16 protein-coding genes are annotated in these 21,291 nt (G+C 37.0%); 13 read left to right on the top strand and 3 right to left on the bottom strand.

All coding sequences use genetic code 11. From position 1 onward, the window contains the following. The first annotated feature begins 319 nt into the window (after nucleotides 1-319). Nucleotides 320-4,492, top strand: coding sequence for a bacterial Ig-like domain-containing protein (locus H8S01_RS02275; RefSeq protein ID WP_186836027.1), 4,173 nt, complete (start codon nucleotides 320-322; stop codon nucleotides 4,490-4,492). A 235-nt stretch (nucleotides 4,493-4,727) separates the two neighbouring features. Here H8S01_RS02275 and H8S01_RS14520 read toward each other — a convergent pair whose 3' ends face one another. Together H8S01_RS14520 and H8S01_RS02265 are read right to left on the bottom strand one after the other, a co-directional pair. Beyond that, entirely contained in the window at nucleotides 4,728-4,913 is a 186-nt protein-coding gene (locus H8S01_RS14520) for an SDR family NAD(P)-dependent oxidoreductase (RefSeq protein ID WP_330605458.1), read from the bottom strand. Between the two features lie 253 nt (nucleotides 4,914-5,166). After that, on the bottom strand, nucleotides 5,167-7,278 hold the full coding sequence (locus H8S01_RS02265; RefSeq protein ID WP_186836026.1) for a methyl-accepting chemotaxis protein: 2,112 nt from the start codon (nucleotides 7,276-7,278) through the stop codon (nucleotides 5,167-5,169). A gap of 214 nt (nucleotides 7,279-7,492) precedes the next feature. On the opposite strand from H8S01_RS02265, the gene H8S01_RS02260 reads away from it, so the two are divergent. Together H8S01_RS02260 and H8S01_RS02255 are read left to right on the top strand one after the other, a co-directional pair. Beyond that, nucleotides 7,493-8,686, top strand: a complete 1,194-nt coding sequence (locus H8S01_RS02260; protein ID WP_186836025.1) for an HD-GYP domain-containing protein — start codon at nucleotides 7,493-7,495, stop codon at nucleotides 8,684-8,686. A 3-nt stretch (nucleotides 8,687-8,689) separates the two neighbouring features. Then, entirely contained in the window at nucleotides 8,690-9,850 is a 1,161-nt protein-coding gene (locus H8S01_RS02255; RefSeq protein ID WP_186836024.1) for an HD-GYP domain-containing protein, read from the top strand. On the opposite strand, the gene H8S01_RS02250 is transcribed toward H8S01_RS02255, so the two are convergent. Then, a complete protein-coding gene (locus tag H8S01_RS02250; protein WP_186836023.1) occupies nucleotides 9,839-10,519 on the bottom strand; it encodes a Crp/Fnr family transcriptional regulator in 681 nt (226 codons plus the stop codon). The genes H8S01_RS02255 and H8S01_RS02250 overlap by 12 nt on opposite strands. 100 nt (nucleotides 10,520-10,619) lie before the next feature. Between H8S01_RS02250 and H8S01_RS02245 the strand changes: the two genes are divergently transcribed. The 10 genes from H8S01_RS02245 (at nucleotide 10,620) to yabP (ending at nucleotide 21,282) form a co-directional block, all read left to right on the top strand. Further along, nucleotides 10,620-11,288, top strand: coding sequence for an ATP-binding protein (locus tag H8S01_RS02245; protein ID WP_186836022.1), 669 nt, complete (start codon nucleotides 10,620-10,622; stop codon nucleotides 11,286-11,288). 186 nt (nucleotides 11,289-11,474) lie between these two features. Then, nucleotides 11,475-13,592 (top strand): methyl-accepting chemotaxis protein, encoded by a 2,118-nt coding sequence (locus H8S01_RS02240; protein WP_186836021.1) that lies wholly within the window; start codon nucleotides 11,475-11,477, stop codon nucleotides 13,590-13,592. Between the two features lie 22 nt (nucleotides 13,593-13,614). Beyond that, complete coding sequence (locus tag H8S01_RS02235) at nucleotides 13,615-14,586, top strand: ketopantoate reductase family protein (RefSeq protein ID WP_186836020.1); 972 nt, start codon at nucleotides 13,615-13,617, stop codon at nucleotides 14,584-14,586. Nucleotides 14,587-14,704: 118 nt separating this feature from the next. After that, a complete protein-coding gene (spoVT, locus tag H8S01_RS02230) occupies nucleotides 14,705-15,253 on the top strand; it encodes a stage V sporulation protein T (RefSeq protein ID WP_186836019.1) in 549 nt (182 codons plus the stop codon). Nucleotides 15,254-15,430: 177 nt separating this feature from the next. Then, a complete protein-coding gene (locus H8S01_RS02225) occupies nucleotides 15,431-17,584 on the top strand; it encodes a YhgE/Pip domain-containing protein (RefSeq protein WP_021865221.1) in 2,154 nt (717 codons plus the stop codon). A gap of 53 nt (nucleotides 17,585-17,637) precedes the next feature. Next, the gene (locus H8S01_RS02220) at nucleotides 17,638-18,231 is read left to right on the top strand and encodes a hypothetical protein (RefSeq protein WP_186836018.1); all 594 of its coding nucleotides are present in this window, start codon (nucleotides 17,638-17,640) and stop codon (nucleotides 18,229-18,231) included. Beyond that, nucleotides 18,228-19,979 (top strand): YhgE/Pip domain-containing protein, encoded by a 1,752-nt coding sequence (locus H8S01_RS02215; RefSeq protein WP_186836017.1) that lies wholly within the window; start codon nucleotides 18,228-18,230, stop codon nucleotides 19,977-19,979. Before H8S01_RS02220 ends, H8S01_RS02215 begins: the two co-directional genes overlap by 4 nt. Before the next feature lie 171 nt (nucleotides 19,980-20,150). Continuing rightward, on the top strand, nucleotides 20,151-20,426 hold the full coding sequence (locus tag H8S01_RS02210; RefSeq protein WP_021865218.1) for an HU family DNA-binding protein: 276 nt from the start codon (nucleotides 20,151-20,153) through the stop codon (nucleotides 20,424-20,426). Nucleotides 20,427-20,669: 243 nt separating this feature from the next. Further along, a complete protein-coding gene (locus H8S01_RS02205) occupies nucleotides 20,670-20,909 on the top strand; it encodes an RNA-binding S4 domain-containing protein (RefSeq protein ID WP_021865217.1) in 240 nt (79 codons plus the stop codon). Nucleotides 20,910-20,994: 85 nt separating this feature from the next. Further along, entirely contained in the window at nucleotides 20,995-21,282 is a 288-nt protein-coding gene (gene yabP / locus H8S01_RS02200; RefSeq protein WP_186836016.1) for a sporulation protein YabP, read from the top strand. The last annotated feature ends 9 nt before the right edge of the window (nucleotides 21,283-21,291 follow it).

Genomic DNA, 21,291 nt, shown 5'->3' with positions numbered 1-21,291 from the left:
AACGTGAAAATTAAAAATGATGCACATGCTTAGGGGTAAAGCGTGTGCATCATTTTTTGTTGTGTTCGGGAAGCATTTTTAATATAGAAATAACAAAAAGAAATAGATAATTTGCAAAAGATTTTTGTAAAAGGATAAAAAAACTGTACTTTAGAGGTTTGGAATAAAAAAATGAGTGGTCTGATATCAGATTATATAGTACAATCTATGCACAATATTTCTTGAAATAATAGTCATACGCATGAAAGTTGTGCATCATGTACAATTGAGTGCGTTATTGCATTTTTTTGGGGAATGTATAAAAAAGGAGGAAAGAGTTATGAAGTTCAAAAAAGGCAAGAAAGTATTGTCTTTAGTTCTTGCAGCACTCATGGTGCTTTCTGTTATGCCTACAAGCATGCTCATTCAGAAAGCAAACGCCGCAACAGCTTTTGAAGGCGGCAAAGAAGTGGCTGACGGAACATGGAAGGGCTGGACATGGTCCGTTTTTGGTAACAGTACAGCCGTTGCAAATAATACAATTAAAGAGAATTCAGATGGCAGTGTTACACTTGAATCATCAGGAAAAAAGGGTAAGATAGCATCTAAGAATGAAGGAATTGATTTCCTTTATTACAAAATTGAAAATGGCAAAGATTTTACTATCACAACAAAGATGACAGTAGATTCATTTGCTGTTACAAATCAGCAGGCTATGGGTCTTATGGCAAGAGCAGCTGTTGGCGAGCATGAAAATTCAAAAGATGTTGACCCATTAAACAGTGCTTTTATAGGTGAAGTTACTAAGACAGATGTATTTGCAGCAAGTTATCGTATAGCAAATGATACATTTAGTGCATTTGGTAAGGCTACAGAAACACAGCCTACAGTTGAAACCGGCAAGACATATGACCTTGCAATCCAGAAAATCGGTGACAGCTTAATCCTTTCAAAGGATGGAGTTGTATACAAAGAAGGAAAAGCTTCTGAGATATTCACAGGCGACGCAATGTATGTTGGTGTATTTACATCAAGATTGGCTAAGGCAACATTTAAGGATACAACACTTACAGTTACAGATACTAATTCAGATGTAGTTGTAAAAGATGTTACTAAGCCTTCAAAACAGGAGTATATCCAGGGAAATACATACAATGATATTGACCTTGCAGGATTTTCGGCAAATGTAACACTCGGTGGTGTTGAAAAGACAATCACAGCAAAAGACTGCCGTATAGAAGTACCTGATTTTTCAGAGATAACAGATAGCGGTAAGATTGTGCTTGATTACTTTGGTACAAAGATTGAAATTCCTGTAAAAGTAATAAAAGAAGTAGTTACAGATATTAAAGTTGATTACAATCCAATCAAGACAGATTATCTCTTAGATGAGAGTATTGACCTTACAGGTCTTGAAGGAAATGTTGTATATAACAGTGGTGTGACTAAGAAATTACAGGATCTGATTGCCGCAGGTGATGCAGATACAACTGTTTCTTATAATTTTTCTAAGGCAGGCAAGACACAGGTAACAATCGCACATACACACGGAGATGTTACAAAAGAATATAAATTTGATGTAAATGTTTCTGATGCAAAGGTTACTAAGATTGAACTTGCTGGTCCAAACAGAACAACATTTTATAAAGATGTTGTTTATGATGTAGATGCTTACAGAGACGGTGTTTTGGTAACAGCAGAATATTCTGACGGTTCATCAAAAGTATTGTCAGCAGGATTTGCTGTTGAGGCAAAGGGTGATGCTCTTGATACAACAAAGACAGGTAAGTATACATATGTAGTTACATATGGTGGAAAGACAGCCGAGTATACTCTTGAAGTTATAGAGAGAACAGTTCAGTCACTTGAAGTTACAAAGATTCCTGATAAGACAACATATTTAAAGGGTGAGGATTTCTCAGCTGACGGTCTTCAGGTATACGCTGTATATGACAGCGAAGAAAAAGTTAAAGTTGAATCACCTAAGGTAGATTCATCAGCATTTAACAAAGACGAAGCAGGCGAATATAAGATTGTTGTAAGTGCTGAAGTTGATGGCAAAGCACTTTCTACAGAATTTACAGCAGCTGTAAGAGATAAGATTGATTACAAATATAATGACCTTGAGTGGAATGCAGTAACATTCGGACAGTCTACAGCAAATGCAGAAAAAGCAACTGTAACGGACAATGAAGATGGTTCAAAGACAATTACTGTAGAAGCTAAAGAGGGCGTAGGTAAGTGTACCGATGATGGACAGGATGGTATATCATATTATTATACAGTACTTGACCCTACAAAAGATAATTTTGAAATTACAGCAAAGATAAAAGTTGATTACTTTATAACAAAGAAATCAGCTGATAATCAGGAAGGTTTCGGTATTATGGTAAGAGATTCTATCGGACCTGACGGAGATTCATCAATTTACTGTTCTAATGCAATGTCGGTCGGCGGATATTATGGTGCGTTTAATGTATTCGGAAGATACGGCGTTGCTTCAGCAGACGATGCAAGCGGAAAAGTAAATTATACACTTGTAAATAAGGGTAAATCTGAGAAAGTAACAGAAGCTGCTCCTAAGACATTTACACTTACACTTAAAAAAGATAATACAGGCGTATATGCTACAATGTTAGATGAAGCCGGAAATGCAGTAAACAAAATTGACGGAAGTAAGACATGGTATCTTCCTGCTGACACATTTGAAAAGATTGAAGGCAATAAGATGTACTTAGGTTTTATGGCATCCCGTGGAGCTAAGATTGAAGTAAATTCAAATGATATTGATGTTAAGATTACATCAAGAGAGGCTGATGCACCACAGACATTTGCACCTGTAAATGCAACAAAACCTACTGTAACACAGGCTTCATTAAGAGAGACAGCAGATGAAGATTATGAATACAAAGTGACAGTTAATACAAAGGGTCTTCTTACTGTAAAGCAGGATGGAAAGACACTTGCAAGCCAGCAGGTAGTTGAAGCTGGTACATATTCATATCCTACAAAACTTACAGTAGGCAATAACAAGTTCCAGATTCAGTTTGAGCCTGATGCAACCCAGAATATTAATCCTAAGGATACTATTACACAGAACAATACAGTAGTAAGAAAAATATATGCAGCAGTAGAAACACCGCTTTATGTCTCTGCTGACGGCAGCAAGTCAGGTAATGGTACAGTCGAGAATCCACTTGATATTCAGACAGCTCTTACATTCTGTCAGGCAGGTCAGGCTATATATGTAAAGGGTGGCACATATAACCTTTCATCATCTGTAGCTATTAAGAAATATAACAATGGTACATCTAAAGATATGAAGATGCTTGTGGCTGACCCTGATAATACAGAAGATGTAGTATTTGATTTTGCAGGTAATGATGGTAAAGCTACAGGAAATACATTTGATGTTTCTGGTGATTACTGGTATGTTGAGGGAATTAAATTCCTTAACGGCGGCGGCGTAAGAGTCGGTGGTAATCATAATATATTAAAGAACTGTGATTTTGCAGGACATACTAATTCAGGTCTTTCAATTTCAAGAACTGATGGTGCTACAGAACAGAAAGACTGGCCTTCATACAACCAGATTATAAGCTGTAATGCTTACAACAACAGAGATAAGTCAGACAATAATGCCGATGGATTTGCTGCAAAGCTTACATGTGGTGTTGGTAACGTATTTAAGTACTGCGTAGCTGCATATAACGCAGATGATGGTTGGGATTTATTCTCAAAGAGCGGTACTGGTGCAATCGGTGAAGTAGAAATCTATGATTCAGTATGTTATGCTAATGGTTATGTAATTGAAGATGGCAAGCTCGTTAAGACAAAGGGTGACGGTAACGGCTTCAAGATGGGCGGCAGCGGTATCGCCGTAAATCATAAGATTTACAACAGCTACTCATTTGGTAATGCAGCTAACGGTTTCACAAACAACAGTGACCCAATGGGCGAGTACATTAACTGTACAGGTTACAACAACGGAGGTTCAAACCTTGAACTTCACACATATACAGGTGCAACTGCACAGTTTGTAGTTGAAAACTTCAAGTCATTTGCAGATAACTCATGGGAAAATGAGGAAACACTTGCAGCTCTTACATCAACAGAAAAAGATGCAGAAGCTGATATTATGAATATGATTAAATCATCAAGCAATTTCTTATATGACAAAGAAACAGGTAAATCTGTTAATGCTGATGGTGTTGAACTTACAGCAGCTAACTTTGTAAGTCTTGCTGAATTCAAGGATTATCTCCTTGGTGGAATTGAAGCAGTTCAGAGAAATGAAGATGGTTCAATCAACTTAGGCAACTTCCTTAAATATACAAATGCTGCTGATAACGGAACAGATATACCGGCAGGAAGTGACACATCAATTACAACACCTGATACAGGTGACAGAGTAATGAAAGTTCTTGTTCCTTTAATTATCGTTATGGTAATTGCCGTTGCAGGTATCGTATATGTTGCAGTTTCTTCAAAGAAGAAAAAAGAAGATAAGTAAAATAATACAAAAATGTATTTTGTAATTATTTGAAATGTGAAAAACACCGTATCACAAGTATGTGGTACGGTGTTTTTCGATTTAACCGGTTATTATTATGATTAATTACGGTTATTGTTACTGTTATTAAGGTCTCTGACCGAGTCCGCCTTCAAGCGTGATAGTTTCGCCTGACATATATTTGAAATCAGGTGAACCAAGATGTACGCATACGCGTCCGATGTCCTGTTCAGGATCACCGAAACGACCTGCAGGAACAGCTTTTAAGCTCTTCCTGCAGGTCGATAAGTTTTTGTTCGTTACGTCCTGTAAGAACAAGATTTGCACCTTCTTTGGCATATGCTGTAGCGATGCCATATCCGATTGATTTTGCTTTTCCGCCACCTGTAATGATGGCTGTTTTACCTGTAAATATTCCCATATTCTTCTCCAATCTAAATTTAATAATGTGGGGCTGCTACGCACTGTGAAAATCCCGCATAATTTGATTTTATAAATAAATATTTAACTTGTCAAATATAATTGAATAAAATTTTATAAAAGAAGTGAAAAATTTTCTCATAATAATAAAAATGAAATAAAATTGTTAGAAAAATAACAAGTGTAATAGTTTTTACAAAAAAAGAACAAATCACTGCCTGTAAGAGCAGGATTTGTTCTTTTTAAACAAGATTTTATTTTAAATGTTTTTCAACGTAATCTTTAATTGCCAGATTGTCAGCAGGCATCTGGCAGCCTACGATATACATGCCGTCATTGTCTGATGAACGAATGATTTTACCTTCAAGAACGGAGTTGTCAGGAAGGTCGAAGTTTTCAATCTGCACAGAGATTTCAGAGCCCTTGCTGTCTGCAAAGAATGAATTATCAGCAAGGAAAGCAAATCCGTTAGCACTGATGTTGTCAAGCTTTCCGGAGTAAGTCGTACCAGTCTTTTTAACTGTAATAGTACATCTGTTAGATATATCAAGACGAGGATATTTACGTCTGTTTACAATACTAGGACGTGTAGTTATCGTTATTGTTAATGTATTAGTTGAACTGCTGCCGGCAGTTAATCCTGATGTAGGATTAATTGCAGCTTTATCCCAGCAGTAAAGAACGTTACCAACAGTTACCTGTACTTTACAAGGTGTATTTTTTGCTACATTAATTGAATTATCAAGGCGTACCTTTATGCTGTTACTGTTCTGTTCAAGGAGTTCACCGTGATATTCATTAATGTTACCATTTTCGGAATCAATAAATAGGCTCAGTTTCATGCCGGGCTTGATGTCGTCAATTCCCATGAAACCGCCGATGCCAAGTTCACACATAAGACCCTGGATTATTTCTTCAATGTTATCGATATTTGAAGCACTTTCTTCGTATTTACTTACCATTCGCTTGCTTGTTTCATCAGATTCATTGATGAAGCCTGTCATTGTATCGACAATGTTATATACTTTTTCCATGTTATCGACAAGCTGATGATTTGAAGATTCAACTTCTTTCATAGCTGTATTGATTACAGAGATATGTTCACCGAGTTTGCCGGAATCTTCGTTAATTTTATTAACATTCTGACCGGTAAGAGTAACTTTTTCAAGAGTAACCTGTATAAGTTTGATTGTCTGTTCTATTGAGGTCATCATCTTGTCAGATATTTCTGAGAGACGTGTAAGTGCGTCCTGTATCTGCCCTGAAGATGACTTGGTTTCTGTACTGAGAGTACGAATCTGTTCAGCGACGACGGCAAATCCTTTGCCGGCTTCACCTGCTCTTGCGGCTTCTATTGAAGCGTTGAGAGCAAGAAGGTTGGTCTGGCTTGAAATATTATCAATAGTGCTTGTTTCTTCTTTAACGGTCTCAAATTCATTCTTAAATTCAGTGAGAATATTTTCAACATCGTTTGATAATTCTGACATTGTTTTTGATGTCTTTACAAGACTCTCAAGGTCGGTTGAACTTGTCTGGGCATGGGAACCTGATTCAGCTGTAAGAGATACCATCTCATTGATGAGTCCCGCAACATTTTCAACCTGGGAATTAATGTCAGTAGTCATATCAAGTGAAGACGAGGCGTGGTTCTGGAGCTGTTTGTTGTTGTCGGTAAGTTCGTTGAGACCATCAAGTACGAGATCTGAACCATGTTTGTTTTCTGAAGCAAGTTCACGTACAACAGTGATGCCGTCCATGATAGTATTGCTTGCTGTTTTTACTTTTTCTACAGTTGTTACAACACGCTGTAAATCAGCCTTAATGCTGTCTGTCAATGCACCATCCGATTCGTTGAGATGTTTGATTGACATTACATAACATATATAGCACAAAACGATACATGATACCTGAAGCTGGTAGTTTTTCATATCTGAAGCACTTGTGCATCCAAGTAACATGGCTCTGTAGAATGCACTGAATATTATGCTGGCAGTATTGGCTATTCCACAGTAAACCATGAATTTACGCTGCTTGTATAAAACAAGAAGGCTTGTAACAGGAAGTATGTAAGTAAAAGCGATTGGTGATTCAGTAGTACATAATAAAAATGTATAAAAAATGCCATATCCGATTACCAGATTATACTTATATATATCTGTATCTTTACCTTTTATGCGAAGAAGAATTTCGCCAATAAAGAAAGGTATCCAGCACAAAATAACAAAAATAATATAATTATTTACCGGATAAAGACCGGAAGATACATCGGAACCATAGTTCGCAGTGAGAAGAAGGGCGAATACAAGCCATATTCTCCGGGCTTTTATATTGGCCTTGGCTTTAAATAATTTTTCATCATAATCCATATAAAATACTCCTATTAGATAAAATAAATTCATAAATCATATGCACTATAATTATAAGGGTTCTAACTATTATTTTCAACAAATTTGTATAAAATGTTGAAAAATGTCGAACTATATGCTGCAAATAAATTGTTTACATTAAAATATACATATGATATAATACCTATAGAATTGAATTACAATTTTAACTTACAAGATGACAGGGTGAAGTTTAATGAAATTACTATCAGAAGCGTTTGATACAGTAAAACGAGTATATGCCTATGAGAAGTCCGTAAAGGTTGATACGGCAACACTTCAGAAGATTATGGCAGTATTTGCAATTGTCATGATTCTTATTGATGTCGAGAATATAAGACTCGGCAAGTATATTATAGGTGCAGCTACATTTTTTGTGGCAGCTGTGTCGCTGGTGGCAGTATGGGCATTAGATTATTTTAAGAATGTATACAGAGTATGCAGGATTGCGGCAGTTATTCTGCTGGTTCTTGCTGTGCCAATTATATTCATGGGAGCCAATGATGGATTTTCTTTATTATGGTATCTTTTGCTTCCTGTTATTACACTTATTTTACTGGGAATGAAGTTTGGTGTTCCTGTGTGTGTTATATATGGACTATATATTACAATTTCGTTCTGGACGCCGCTTGGCAATATATTTAATTATGAATATGGCAGGGATTACCGTTTTTTCTATCCTGTTTTTTACTGGGGATTCTGTCTGGTTGTAATTACCGTGGATATATTCTACAAGAATTATCAGATGAGACAGGCTGATGACGAGCATGAGCTTGAAAAAGAAGTTCAGTCAGCTGTAGCGGGAACGAAAGTCCTGATGATTAATTCTGTTACGGCAATCAGCCGTATGCTTGATGAAAAGGATGGGTATACACAGCAGCATTCAAAGAGGGTGGCACAGTATTCGGAACTTATTGCACAAAATATGAAGAGCAGGACTTATACAAAAGAAGAGATTGATATTATATACAGGAGTGCTCTTCTTCATGATATAGGAAAGATAGCGGTTCCTGATGCAGTGCTTAACAAGCCTTCAAGGTTGACAGATGGAGAGTACGAGCTTATGAAGAAGCATACGATATGGGGTAAAGAGATTTTGGCAGGACTTGAATTTCTTCCACAGGCTGATATGGGAGCAGCTTATCATCATGAGAGATTTGATGGAAAAGGATATCCGTATGGAATTAAAGGTGATAAGATTCCGGATATTGTAAGGATAATCAGTGCTGCGGATTCATTAGATGCTATGAGTTCCAACAGATGTTACAGAAGACATTGCGATAAAGATTATATAATCAGTGAGTTTGAAAAAGGGGCAGGTACACAGTTTGATGCAGATGTTGCACAGGTTGTTGTCGAATTGATAAAGGAAGGCAGGATAATATTGTAATATATGGGAGATACCAAAGCAAAATTTACAGACACACGTACAGGTTTTATTGATATATTAATGTGCCGGTATGAGGATGAACATCTTGCATTATGGATGAAGATAGTATTCTGTTTTATATGGATTGTAAGTATTCCTAATGGGCTGATATATGGAGTGGACACGGATTATATTATGGCATTATTTTCTATTATTTTAATGCTTTTATTAAATATTGCAGTCTCACGTAAGAATTACCGGACATGGGTTGATGTTGCTGCTTTTATTATAATTGCAATCCCGGTATTCTTTGTATATTACCATGCGTGTATCGGATATTTCAGCGTATTTTTTCCACTGTTTTTTTCATCGGTGGCGGTATTTATACTTGGAATACGTAATAGTTTTTTTATCAATATAATATGTTCGGTAATCATTCTTATATGTTCAAGGACATATGGGAAGATGTCAGTAAGACATATATATGGTGATAATGTTACATTGAGGTTTCCATATATTTATGTGTGTATTATATTGATTTCATATTGTCTTATGTATGCTATTCAGAAGTACTGGGTTGATAAAAGAAGAAGAAAGCAGATTCTGCAAATCCGTATAGAAGAAGAAAATAAACATCTTCATGCAATGTCTATGAGAATTATGGATACTATGACTAATGCTCTTGATGCAAAGATTTCGGGAGAAAAGGAACATTGTGTGAGGGTTGCCGGGTATTGCAGGCAGATTGCACAGATGAAGAAGCTTGATGAAAAGATGTGCGAATATGCATATAGTGCAGGCTTGCTGCATGAGATAGGCATGGTGGGAATACCGGACAGACTGATACGTAAAGACAGCCTTACGGATGATGAATATACAGTATATCAGACATATGTTACAAAAGGATATGAGATTTTAAGTACGCTTCAGGTTGAAGATACAATTAATGTTGCACAGGCGGTAAAGTATCACCGTGAATATTTTGATGGAACCGGCTTTGTGGAAGGACTTAAAGGTAATGAAATACCGGTGCTTGCAAGAATCCTGTCGGTGGCAGATTATGCAGACAGGCATGTTATGAGGGGTGAAACACCGGAAAAGATTATTAGTGATATAAAGTACATGGAGGGAACAAGATTTGAGCCCGGTATATCATTATATATTGGTAAAGTGTTAATGGAATAAAGGCTGTTCATGAAGCGGCGATTTTATTGAAAATTGATTTTTCTTAAATGAAATCAGACCATCGTCACGCATTTTACTAAGTTCTTTGGAGAGTGCAGTGCGGTCAACATTAAGATAATCGGCGAGCTGTTGGCGGTCATAGTGTATTGTAAAATCAGAGCTGCCGGCTCTTCTTGATTCATTTGATAAAAAAATGAGCAGGCGGCTTCTGACTGTTTTGGGAGATGTACAAAAAATGCGGTTTGATAAAATAAGGTTTTTGTGCATGGAAATGGTGAGCATATTACCTGTGATTTTTTGTGAGAGTGTTTTTGCAATGTTGTTGTTATCTGATTGCGTAAACAGTCTGCTGATATTAAGGAAAAGAATCTCGGTATTGCTGGCAGAGATAACTTCGACCTGAAGTGGTTCACGACAGAAGCAGTAAGTTTCTGCAAAAACGTGACCACAAGCAATATTGCTGAGAATGGATTTATTTCCCCACAGGTCAATACTCTCAATTGTTACAATTCCTGAGATAACTATTCCTATTTCATCTATAAGTTCATCCATATGAAAAATTATGTCATTTTTTGCATATGATGATAATTTTAACATATTATGTTCTCTAAGATAATTCCATTCGTTTTCATTGATATTTGCAAACAGAGGCAATGATGGTATTTGCATAAAAACTCCTTTTATTTTTCAAATGTGGTTATAACAACGTAATTATTATAGCCATTATAGTATGCTTAATTCACAAAAACAAGAAAGAAGGAAATATATCATGATTAGAAAAATTATTCATATTGATGAAGATAAATGTAACGGATGTGGTGCATGTGTCAATGCATGTCATGAAGGTGCGATAGGTCTTGTCGATGGCAAGGCAAAACTTTTACGGGATGATTACTGTGACGGACTAGGAGATTGTCTGCCTGAATGTCCGACAGGAGCTATAACATTTGTGCAAAGAGAAGCGGCTGCATATGATGAGCAGGCAGTTATTGCCAATAAAGCACAAAAAGAAAAAGAGCAGAAAGAAGTATCTGATAACTGTGAAAATGCATGTTGTAGTTCAGGCATATCACAGTCGCAGCTTGGACAGTGGCCTTGTCAGATAAAGCTCGTTCCTGTTCGTGCACCATATTTTAATAATGCAAATCTTCTGATTGCAGCTGATTGCACGGCTTATGCTTATGCTAATATGCACAGCGATTTTATGAGTGGAAGGATTACTCTTATAGGCTGTCCTAAGCTTGATGCAGTTGATTATAGTGAAAAACTGACAGAGATTATTGCAAATAACAATATTGCAAGTGTGACAGTTGTGAGAATGGAAGTTCCATGCTGTGGCGGACTTGAATATGCAGCAAAAATGGCTTTAAAAAACAGTGGAAAATTTATTCCATGGCAGGTTGTGACTATTTCAACAGATGGAAAAATTCTTGAATGATTTATGAATTCAAAAATGACTTTTGAAAAACATCTTGCAAAAAGAGTGCTTTTGTTTTACATAATCCAATATATGTGTTAATATACTGAGTATATTTGTGTGAGAGAATATTGGAGTTTTTTAATTTTATTGTACATGGAAATTAAATAAACGGGGTATTTTACCGGAGAAACAGGAGGATAATGTATGCAGGAGTACGACGAGTCCTTTTTCAGGGCTAAAGCAAACAAGAGAGCCAGATTGACATGGCTTATTTTATTAGTGATTATAACAGTTTATTATGGTGTGAAGATTCCGTCAGATGATGTGGAACTTAGCAGGTTTCTTGCATTTACAATAACAGGATGGCTGCTTTATATAAGCGGTGCGGTATATCTGATTATAAGAGGTAATGACAGCAATAAGTATAAGTGGTTCCTGGGAGTAGGATATCTGTTGTTTTATGCCGTTATAACATGGACTTCTCTTAGTCAGATAACATTTGTGTTCGTAATGCCTTTGATTTCAATGATGATTCTTTACAAAGATCCGAAGTATATAAAGTCTATGATGTGGATGACTTTGTTTGTTCTTATATCTAGCAATATGTATAACGGTTTTGCAAAAGGCATGATGGATTTTGTGTCAAGTGCGGAGTGTGCATTGCAGTTTGCGATGATTCTGTGCTGCTTTTTCTGTACTGACAGTTCTATTAAGCATCTTATTGAATCGGATGGTGCACTTACGGCTTCGATTAAGGCAAATCTTGCAAGAGTTGTAAAGACGGTTGAACAGGTTAAGGATGCAAGCAATTCCATAGTTGACGGTGTTACTGTCGTAAGAGAACTTGCGGATGAGAATAAAGAAGGTGCGGATAATGTTGTAAAAGACATGAAAACACTTGCCTCAAATAATGAAATTCTTAATGATAAGACAATTTCATCAGTGGAGATGACTAAGGTTATTGACACACAGGTTAAGGATGTTGCTGACCTTATGAATGAAGTTGTCACACTTATCGGGGCTTCTGTTGAGCATGCTAGTACAAGTGAGAATGAATTAAAAGAAGTTGTTGAAGTAACCAATAAAATGGCGGTTCTCTCAAAAGATGTTGAAAAAATACTTAAAGATTTCAAGGCGGATTTCAACAGTGTAAAAGAAGAGACAGGTACTATTGAAAGCATTTCAAGCCAGACAAACCTTCTTGCACTCAATGCCTCAATTGAGGCAGCAAGAGCAGGTGAAGCCGGAAAGGGTTTTGCTGTTGTAGCTGATGAGATAAGAAATCTGAGCAGTGGAACAAAAGAGTCATCTAACAGTATTATGGAAGCACTTTCGCATCTTGAAGAAACATCAGAGAAGATGATGGAGTCAATAACAGAAACTGTAAAGTTAATACAGCTTAATATTGATAAGATGGCATATGTAAATAAGAGTGTGACAGATATTACCAACGACGCATCTACGCTTGGTGAAAATATTAGGATTGTTGACAGTGCTGTCAAAGAAGTAGAATCCTCTAATAAAACGCTTACTGAAAATATGAATCATGTTGGCGAAGTTATGCATATTATGACACAGAGTATTAATGAGGCTGAACAGACAACAAAAACAATGCTCAGCAAATATGAATTAAGTGCTAAAAGTGCATTGGATATTGAAAGTGTTGTCGGCGAACTTATGGAGGAACTTGGTGTTGGCGGATTTATGGGTGTTCAGGATGTAAAGAGCGGCATGAAGATTTCGCTTGTTTTGAATACAGACATAAGCGGAAGAAAAGAATATACCGGTGAAGTTGTTGAATGTAAGAACAATGATATATTTGTAACGCTTGATAAAGATGTCCGGATAGTTCAGGACGACGTTAGAAAGCCTCAGCTTTGCAGACTCCAGATTGTTGTTGAAAATGTATTATACTGTTGGAAAGACATTGCGGTACGCAATTCAAAGCCGGCAGAAAAGGGGCAGTACAGGCTTAATATCCAGACAAATCCTGAGGTATATAACAGAAGAAAATATCCAAGAATGCCATTTGATAACAAATGTGTTATAAGAATTGACGGAAGAGCAGACTCATACAATGGACATATGGTTAATATAAGTGCAAATGGATTTGCGTTTGTAGTTAATGATAATATATTTGAGAGCATGAAAAATAAAAACATCACAGCAGAAGTGGAAGATTTTGCAGTTATAGGTGATAAGCCGCTTGAAGGCTGCGTAATCAGATGTTCAAACAATGATGGTGAGTATATTGTCGGATGCCGTATGCCTGAGGACAGCGAGGCAATTAAGGAATATGTAAGTAAAAATTATAGCGTATAATGGCAGCTATGGAGGTTTGAAAGTGAAGATTAAATCTGTGGCACTTCTTGGTGCAGGAGCAGTTGGTGCATACATTATATGGGGGCTTTCAGAAGTTAAAAATATTGAGTTTGGAATTGTTGCAGAGGGAAGCCGTAAGGAAAGACTTGAGCGTGACGGAATTGGAATTAACGGGCAGGTTTATCATCCAAAAGTATGGACACCTGATGAGGCAAAAGGCGTTGATCTGCTTATTGTGGCTCTAAAATATGGAGCACTTGACGGAGCACTTGACAGCATTGATACTATTGCCGGTAAAAATACATCCGGAACAACTACTGTGATGAGCCTTATGAACGGAGTTGACAGTGAGGAGATAATTTCTACAAGAACAGGCATGAAACCAATATTACATTCTCTTATAAAAGTTGCATCACATAAAGAGGATGATGGGTATCATTTTGACCCTGAAACAACAATTGGCATTATTTTCGGTGAACTTAAAGCACCTTTTGACAGTGACAGAGTAAAGGCTGTGAGTGAAATTTTTGAGAGTGGCGGTATACATTATCGTGCCACGGAATATATCCGTGAAGAGATGTGGAGTAAATTCAGACTTAACGTGTGCAATAATCTTTTGCAGGCAGTTATATCTGCAGGAGTAGGCTGTTACCGTGACAGTATTCATATAGATGCTGTAAGAAAAGGGCTTCGTGCAGAATTGGAAGCAATTGCAAAAGCAAAAGGAATTGATATTGATAAGGCCGATTCTACATCGTCACATGGAAGTGCAGTTCCGCCAACAGCGAGGTATTCTACATTGCAGGATCTGGATGCAAAACGCCATACGGAGATAGACATGTTTTCCGGAGCATTGATGAAAATGGGAAAAGAGCTTGGAATTGCGACACCTTACAACGAATGTATTTATCATTTGATAAAAGTATTGGAAGAAAAAAATGATGGATTGTTTGATTACGATGAGAACGGCGAAAAAGTCACATATTCAAAATAATGCGTTGGCTGAAATTGAATAATTTTTCGGCTTTTTCCACATACTAACTCCAGAGCTAATATATAGCAAAAAAAGAGTGATTATGCACTCTTGTTTAAATATTGGATTGGAGGATTATATGAAAGCAACAGGGATTGTTCGCCGTATAGATGAGCTTGGAAGAATTGTCATACCGAAAGAGATAAGAAGGACATTGAGAATCAGGGAAACAGATCCTATGGAGATATTTACGGATAAAGAGGGCGAGATTGTTCTCAAAAAATATTCTCCGCTCGGTGAACTTGCGGAATGTGCAAAGGAATATTCGGAGTCGCTGGCAAGAACGACCGGCAACGTTGTGTGTATATCTGACAGAGAGCAGATAATAGCGATGTCCGGTACAGTAAAAAAAGAACTTGTAGAAAAGCCGGTAAGTGACAAGCTTGAGCAGATTATGCATGACAGGGAAAATTTCATGTCTGACGACAATAAAAGAAATTATATCAATATTTCAGATGAAATTGAAAATGAATATAATTCGCAGATTATAAGTCCGATAATCTGTCATGGAGATGTTCTCGGTGCAGTTATTATGCTTTCAAAAGATGGAAAGAAGCAATTTGGTGAGCAGGAAAAACAGATGGTAATGGTAGCATCAGATTTTCTTGGACATCATATGGAATCATAGATTTCCGGAAATTTAAGATAAAAAATGAAGAAGCTGTGTAGTATGTCGGTTGTGGAATACACGACGTACCGCATGGCTTTTTTTGACCAATGTCTTGCGGCACAAATTTTTGTGATGTATAATCTGAAACATATTAAGATTATTAAGAAAGAATAGAATATTTGAAATGGAGAATGTATGAAAAGAGTATTGAAAATATTTGTGCATGATTTAGTTGGCTTATCCAGGAATATATTTGCACTTATTATAGCGGTTGGTTTGTGCATAATTCCATCACTTTATGCATGGTTTAATATATATTCAAACTGGGATCCGTATGCCAATACGTCGTCAATTAAAGTAGCAGTTGTATCGCAGGATGCCGGATATAAAAATTCTGACGGAAAAAATGTAAATATGGGCGAAGAGGTTCTTGATACATTAAGAAAGAATACAGGTCTTGGCTGGCAGATACTTGGAACATATGATGAGGCAATTGATGGAGTTAAGAGCGGTAAATATTATGCAGCTATTGTTCTTGGTGAAGATTTCAGCAAGAATATGTTTGATTTTATTGATAATGGACTTGTGCATCCGTCAGTTACATATTATGAAAATGAAAAGAAAAATGCAGTTGCGAGCAAGATTACGCAGTCCGGAAAATCAACACTTCAGGAAAATATTAATACACAGTTTGTTGATACTGTAGTCCAGACAGCAATGGGTAGCACAGATGGGATTTTATCTGAGGATAAAGACATATTATCAGGTGTGACGGAAAGCCTCAAAAAGTTAAATTCCAATCTTTCGGGTTACAATACAACAATAACAGCATTTGTAAATAGTAATAATGCACTTCAGGGTACGCTTAATCAGGTTAAAAATGAGATACCGCAGGTACAGCAGGCACTTCTTGATGGTTCGGATACAACACAGAAAATACATGAGCAGACATCTGCTGCGGCTGATGAGTATATACAGAAGATTGATGAGTTGTCATCGCTTATAAGACAGACTTCAAAGGAACTGTCAGAGCAGATACATAAACTGATTGATTCGGTACAGAATAATGCAGGTACCGATGAGATTATAGCAGGAATTAACAGTGCACAAAATCTGCTTGATGCACTTATGGCACAAAATGACACGCTTGCAGGACAGCTTCAGGAGATTTCACAGCAGCTTGGAGGTGTTGTGGATGATGAAGTTATCAATGCAGCAGTAGCCTCAATAACACAGCTTGAAAATGTCACAAAAGCACTTCTTGAACAGGCGAAAGTTCTTGTTTCCAATTCGGCAGAAATGACAAATGCAAAATTGGAACTTTTAAAGATAATTCTTGGACAGTGTGAGACAAAGATTGATGAACTTGATAAATTATATCAGGATTCACTCCGGAAGAGTGTTGATTCGCTGCGTGCGGTTATAGGTACAACAATAAGTTCAATAGGAACATCACTCACGGAAATGTCGCAGCAGATGAGCGGCTTATCTGCAATGATGGGAAGCCTTATGACTACTGTTGACGGAATGAACATAGGGCTTGACCAGACAGGAATAATCATAAAAGGGATGACAGAAAAAATAACAACCCTTACGCAGAAGCTTGACAGCCTTAATGGTGATGAAAAATTTGAAATGCTTGCAAAGGCATTGTCACAGGACCCTGTTACATATGGAGAATTCTTATCTTCACCTGTTAAAGTATCAACACATCAGGTTTATGAAACAGCCAATTATGGCTCAGCTGTTGCACCATTTTATACAACACTTGCATTGTGGGTTGGAGGACTTCTTCTCACAGCACTTATCAAAGTCCACCCTGATAAAGATGAACTGACAAATGGGGCTAAAAGCCATGAGCTGTTCTTTGGAAGATATCTGTTATTCTTCGTGCTTGGTCAGGTACAGGCAGTAATAACGGTTTTGGGAGATTTGTATCTTTTGAAAATACAGTGTCTGCATAAAGGATTGTTTATGCTGGCAGCATGCTTCGTAAGTTTTGTATTTACACTTCTTATATATACACTTACAGTGTCATTTGGTGATATAGGAAAAGCACTTGCGGTAGTAATGGTAGTAATACAGATAGCCGGTTCAAGCGGAACATATCCGATAGAACTTCTTCCTGTATTTTTCCAGAAAGTATATATTTACTTCCCGTTCCCATATGCGATTAATGCTATGAGAGAGACAATAAGCGGCATGTATTCGGCAGATTATGCGATATACATAGGAGAACTTCTTATATTTGTCGCCGGTTCACTTGCACTTGGATTATTTATAAGAAAACCGTTTATGAAGCTTAATCATTATATGCATGAACGTATGCATGATACAGATATGATGTAAGGATGTATACATAATTTATATAGCAAACACAGACATTAATATGGAGGCATACTTTGAGTAAAGACATTAAAGACGAAGAATTGTACAGTCAGCTTTATAATATTATACAGAGTGCGGTACGAAATGAAGTCGAACGTGCCATGCAGGAAAAAGATGATAAAGCACAACATGATATAACACAGGATAATAAAATAACAAAAGCGTCAGAAAAACAAGTGGATTCATATATAATAGGCGGTGAAACTGAAGAAGATGCAGTAACAAATGATTTTTATATAGATGAATATGAGGAATCGGGTGAGGAAGAACAGCTTATATTTAATAAAATGCTGGAATATTATACGGAATCACACAGGAAGAATAAAAAAAGAATCAGGGTCGGCATGATATGTATGATTGTGATTCCTCTGATATTCCTTATGCTTATGTTTACAATGAACAGTTCAAAGATTGTATATCTGGTATTCTGGATAATTTCACTTTTTGCACTTTGTACATATCTTATTGCAGTAGAGTATATGGATTATAATCTGCAGGAGCGTATGAAAGAACTTGGTGTGACATCACACAAAAAGAAAGAGGCAATTATCGGACCGAAAGTAATAGGACAGGATATTGAAAATCTCAAAGAAAGGATTGGACTATGAAAAATATATACAAAGTTTTTATTTCAGACTGGAAAAGAATAAGTAAAAACGTAGTTGCGGTTGTAGTTGTGATGGGACTTATAATACTGCCGTCATTGTATGCATGGTTTAATATTCTTTCAAACTGGGACCCATATGGAGAAGAGTCAACTTCAAGGATAAAAGTAGCGGTTGCATCTGATGATAAGGGAATTGTTATGGATAGTCTGCAATTTAATATGGGTGATACTATTATTGAGGCACTTGAATCTAATACTACAATTGGATGGGTATTTACAGACAGCACAAAGGATGCTATAGACGGTGTTTACGCTGGCGATTATTATGCGGCACTTGTAATGCCGGAAGATTTTTCAAAGAAAATGGTAAGTTTTCTTACAGACAGTGTTACGCATCCTGAGATAGATTATTATACAAATCAGAAAAAGAATGCGATTGCACCAAAGATTACAGATAAGGCAAAGACAGCAGTTCAGCAGCAGGTCAACTCAACATTTATAAGTACAATTGCACAGACATTTGTAAAGGCGGCAGATGGAGTTGATACATCGGCAAATCAGGAAAATATGACATCAGGCCAGACAGTTCTTGACATCCTTTTGTCAAAAATGCAGCAGCTTAATACACAGCTTGATTCATATGACACGATACTTACGGCATTGATAAGTGTCACAGATTCGGCATCGTCTGCTATGAATGCAGCGGGACAGATTTCACCTGATATGTCAAAAAAAATCATCGCTGAGCAGCAGAAAGTAGATTCTCTTATGAAGATAGCATCAAAGGGAAATATACTTGATTCAAGTGTTTCCAGCCAGCTTGCGGCCGGTCTTGGACAGATTTCACAGATAATGGATAGTGTTATCAATATATATTCAAAAGCGGATGGCAATATAGACAGTTTTGCATCATCTATTTCGACGGCAGGTGTGAATCTTAAAGATACGAAAGAGATGCTTGGCAGTCTCAAAACGGATTTAAGTTCAACAATAGAAAAACTTAATAATATAAAGAATAGCGGAAGCTATGATATGCTTTTGAAAGTGTTGGGACTTGATGCGGACAGTTTCGGTTCATTTGTTGCATCACCTGTCGAGATTGAGACAGAGGCAATATATCCTATAGCGACATATGGTTCTGCGATGTCTCCGTTTTACACAGTTCTTGCAATATGGGTGGGCGGACTTATTCTTGTTGCAATTATACATGTGGGAGTAAAACCACAGAAAGAGCATCCTGATGTTAAGCCATATCAGGCTTATTTCGGAAGATATATAACATTTTTCCTTATAGGGCAGGCACAGGCACTTCTTGTTACGCTTGGCGATTTGTATTATATAGGGATCCAGTGCGTAAGCCCGTTTAAATTCTGGTTTGCTGCATCGGTTACAAGCTTTGTATTTACAATATTTATGTATTCGCTCACAGTTGCAATGGGCAATGTCGGTGAGGCACTGGCTGTAGTTATAATGGTTATTCAGGTAGCAGGAGCCGGTGGTACATTCCCGATAGAGGTGCTTCCAAAGGTTTACCAGAAAATATACGAATTCCTTCCATTTACTCACGCGATGAATGCAATGAGAGAATGTGTAGGTGGTTCATACCAGCTTAATTACTGGAAATATCTTGGATATCTTTGTGTTTATGTGATAATATCGCTTCTGATTGGGCTTTTATTTGCTATACCATGCAGAAAACTGAATGAAAAGATTGAGAAGAGCAAACATAGGTCCGGAGTAATGATATAAGTAAAGATTGGCATTTTTAACAAGAATTGGTGGCTAAAAAGCCTCAAAACCGCTTGAAAACTGTGAAAATGACTAAAATAAATGGCTTATATTGACAAATGGATTAAAAGAGTTTATAAATGATTTTATTGGGTAGACCAATAAAATATACCTGTTGAGGAGAGATTTACAATGAATAAAACAGAGTTAGTAGCAGCAATTTCAGAAAAGACAGAATTAACAAAGAAGGACAGCGAGAAGGCTTTAAAGGCTCTTATCGATGTTGTTGCAGAAGAATTAAAGAAGGGTGAAAAAGTTCAGTTAGTTGGCTTTGGTACATTTGAAGTATCAGAGAGAGCTGCAAGAACAGGCAAGAACCCACAGACTGGTGCAGAGATTAAGATTGCTGCCTGCAAGGCTCCTAAGTTCAAGGCTGGTAAGGCTTTAAAAGATGCAGTTAATGCATAATTAAATTTAGGATTTGTGAAAATGTAATTTTTGAACAGGAAGTGCATCGTGTCGAAAGACTGGTGGGCTTCCTGTTTTCAGATTTACGCGTGTAACGAGCCAAAGTCCGTGCTTGCACGAGACCTTGGCGACTGCCGCGATAACTTGAGAAACTCGCAGAGCGTGTTTCTCATAGTTTATGTGTATAAAAGGCTGATACAGGTCAGAAATACTGATACAGGTTATAATATAAGGAGACAGGTTATGAGATTAGATAAATATTTAAAAGTATCAAGACTTATCAAAAGAAGGACAGTTGCCAATGATGCATGCGATGCAGGAAGGGTTACAATAAATGGGAAAGTTGCCAAGGCATCAGTTGATGTAAAGGAAGGTGATGTTATAGAGATTGAATTTGGTAACAGAAGTGTAAAAGTCCGTGTTCTTGATGTAAAAGATACAGTGAAAAAAGAAGAAGCGGCGGACATGTTTGAATATATTTAAAAGTCATTATTATTTCCGAATATAAACGCCTGTTAAGACATACATTAAACAAGATACAATTTTTTATGTATGGGAGGCGGGTATTATGGAAGAAAAAATAAAACAGAGGCGTTCGCACAGACTTAACATGGAAGACCGTAAACGTCTTGAGATGACGGGAATAAGTGATGTTATCTCATTCGATTTAAATAAGATTCTGCTTGAGACAGATTACGGTGTTGTAACTGTAAAAGGTGACAATCTTCATGTGAACAGGCTGTCTGTAGAGAAGGGTGAACTTGACATAGATGGCAGCATACAGTCATTGGAATATTCGGAAGTTTCCAGCTTTGGCAAGAAGGGAGAGTCATTCTTTAGCAGGCTTATGCGTTAGACATGCCTG

Source organism: Lachnospira hominis (ex Liu et al. 2021), from assembly GCF_014287955.1.
Taxonomy (GTDB): domain Bacteria; phylum Bacillota; class Clostridia; order Lachnospirales; family Lachnospiraceae; genus Lachnospira; species Lachnospira hominis.
The sequence above is the reverse complement of the archived record's forward strand: the minus strand, read 5'-3'. Positions and strand labels throughout refer to the sequence as shown.

Coding starts and splice junctions, on each gene's coding strand:
- yabP (WP_186836016.1), top strand. CDS start 20,995: ATGGAAGAAAAAATAAAACAGAGGCGTTCGCACAGACTTAACATGGAA.
- spoVT (WP_186836019.1), top strand. CDS start 14,705: ATGAAAGCAACAGGGATTGTTCGCCGTATAGATGAGCTTGGAAGAATT.
- H8S01_RS02215 (WP_186836017.1), top strand. CDS start 18,228: ATGAAAAATATATACAAAGTTTTTATTTCAGACTGGAAAAGAATAAGT.
- H8S01_RS02210 (WP_021865218.1), top strand. CDS start 20,151: ATGAATAAAACAGAGTTAGTAGCAGCAATTTCAGAAAAGACAGAATTA.
- H8S01_RS02245 (WP_186836022.1), top strand. CDS start 10,620: ATGATTAGAAAAATTATTCATATTGATGAAGATAAATGTAACGGATGT.
- H8S01_RS02265 (WP_186836026.1), bottom strand. CDS start 7,278: ATGGATTATGATGAAAAATTATTTAAAGCCAAGGCCAATATAAAAGCC.
- H8S01_RS02255 (WP_186836024.1), top strand. CDS start 8,690: ATGGGAGATACCAAAGCAAAATTTACAGACACACGTACAGGTTTTATT.
- H8S01_RS02240 (WP_186836021.1), top strand. CDS start 11,475: ATGCAGGAGTACGACGAGTCCTTTTTCAGGGCTAAAGCAAACAAGAGA.
- H8S01_RS02225 (WP_021865221.1), top strand. CDS start 15,431: ATGAAAAGAGTATTGAAAATATTTGTGCATGATTTAGTTGGCTTATCC.
- H8S01_RS02275 (WP_186836027.1), top strand. CDS start 320: ATGAAGTTCAAAAAAGGCAAGAAAGTATTGTCTTTAGTTCTTGCAGCA.
- H8S01_RS14520 (WP_330605458.1), bottom strand. CDS start 4,913: ATGGGAATATTTACAGGTAAAACAGCCATCATTACAGGTGGCGGAAAA.
- H8S01_RS02205 (WP_021865217.1), top strand. CDS start 20,670: ATGAGATTAGATAAATATTTAAAAGTATCAAGACTTATCAAAAGAAGG.
- H8S01_RS02260 (WP_186836025.1), top strand. CDS start 7,493: ATGAAATTACTATCAGAAGCGTTTGATACAGTAAAACGAGTATATGCC.
- H8S01_RS02250 (WP_186836023.1), bottom strand. CDS start 10,519: ATGCAAATACCATCATTGCCTCTGTTTGCAAATATCAATGAAAACGAA.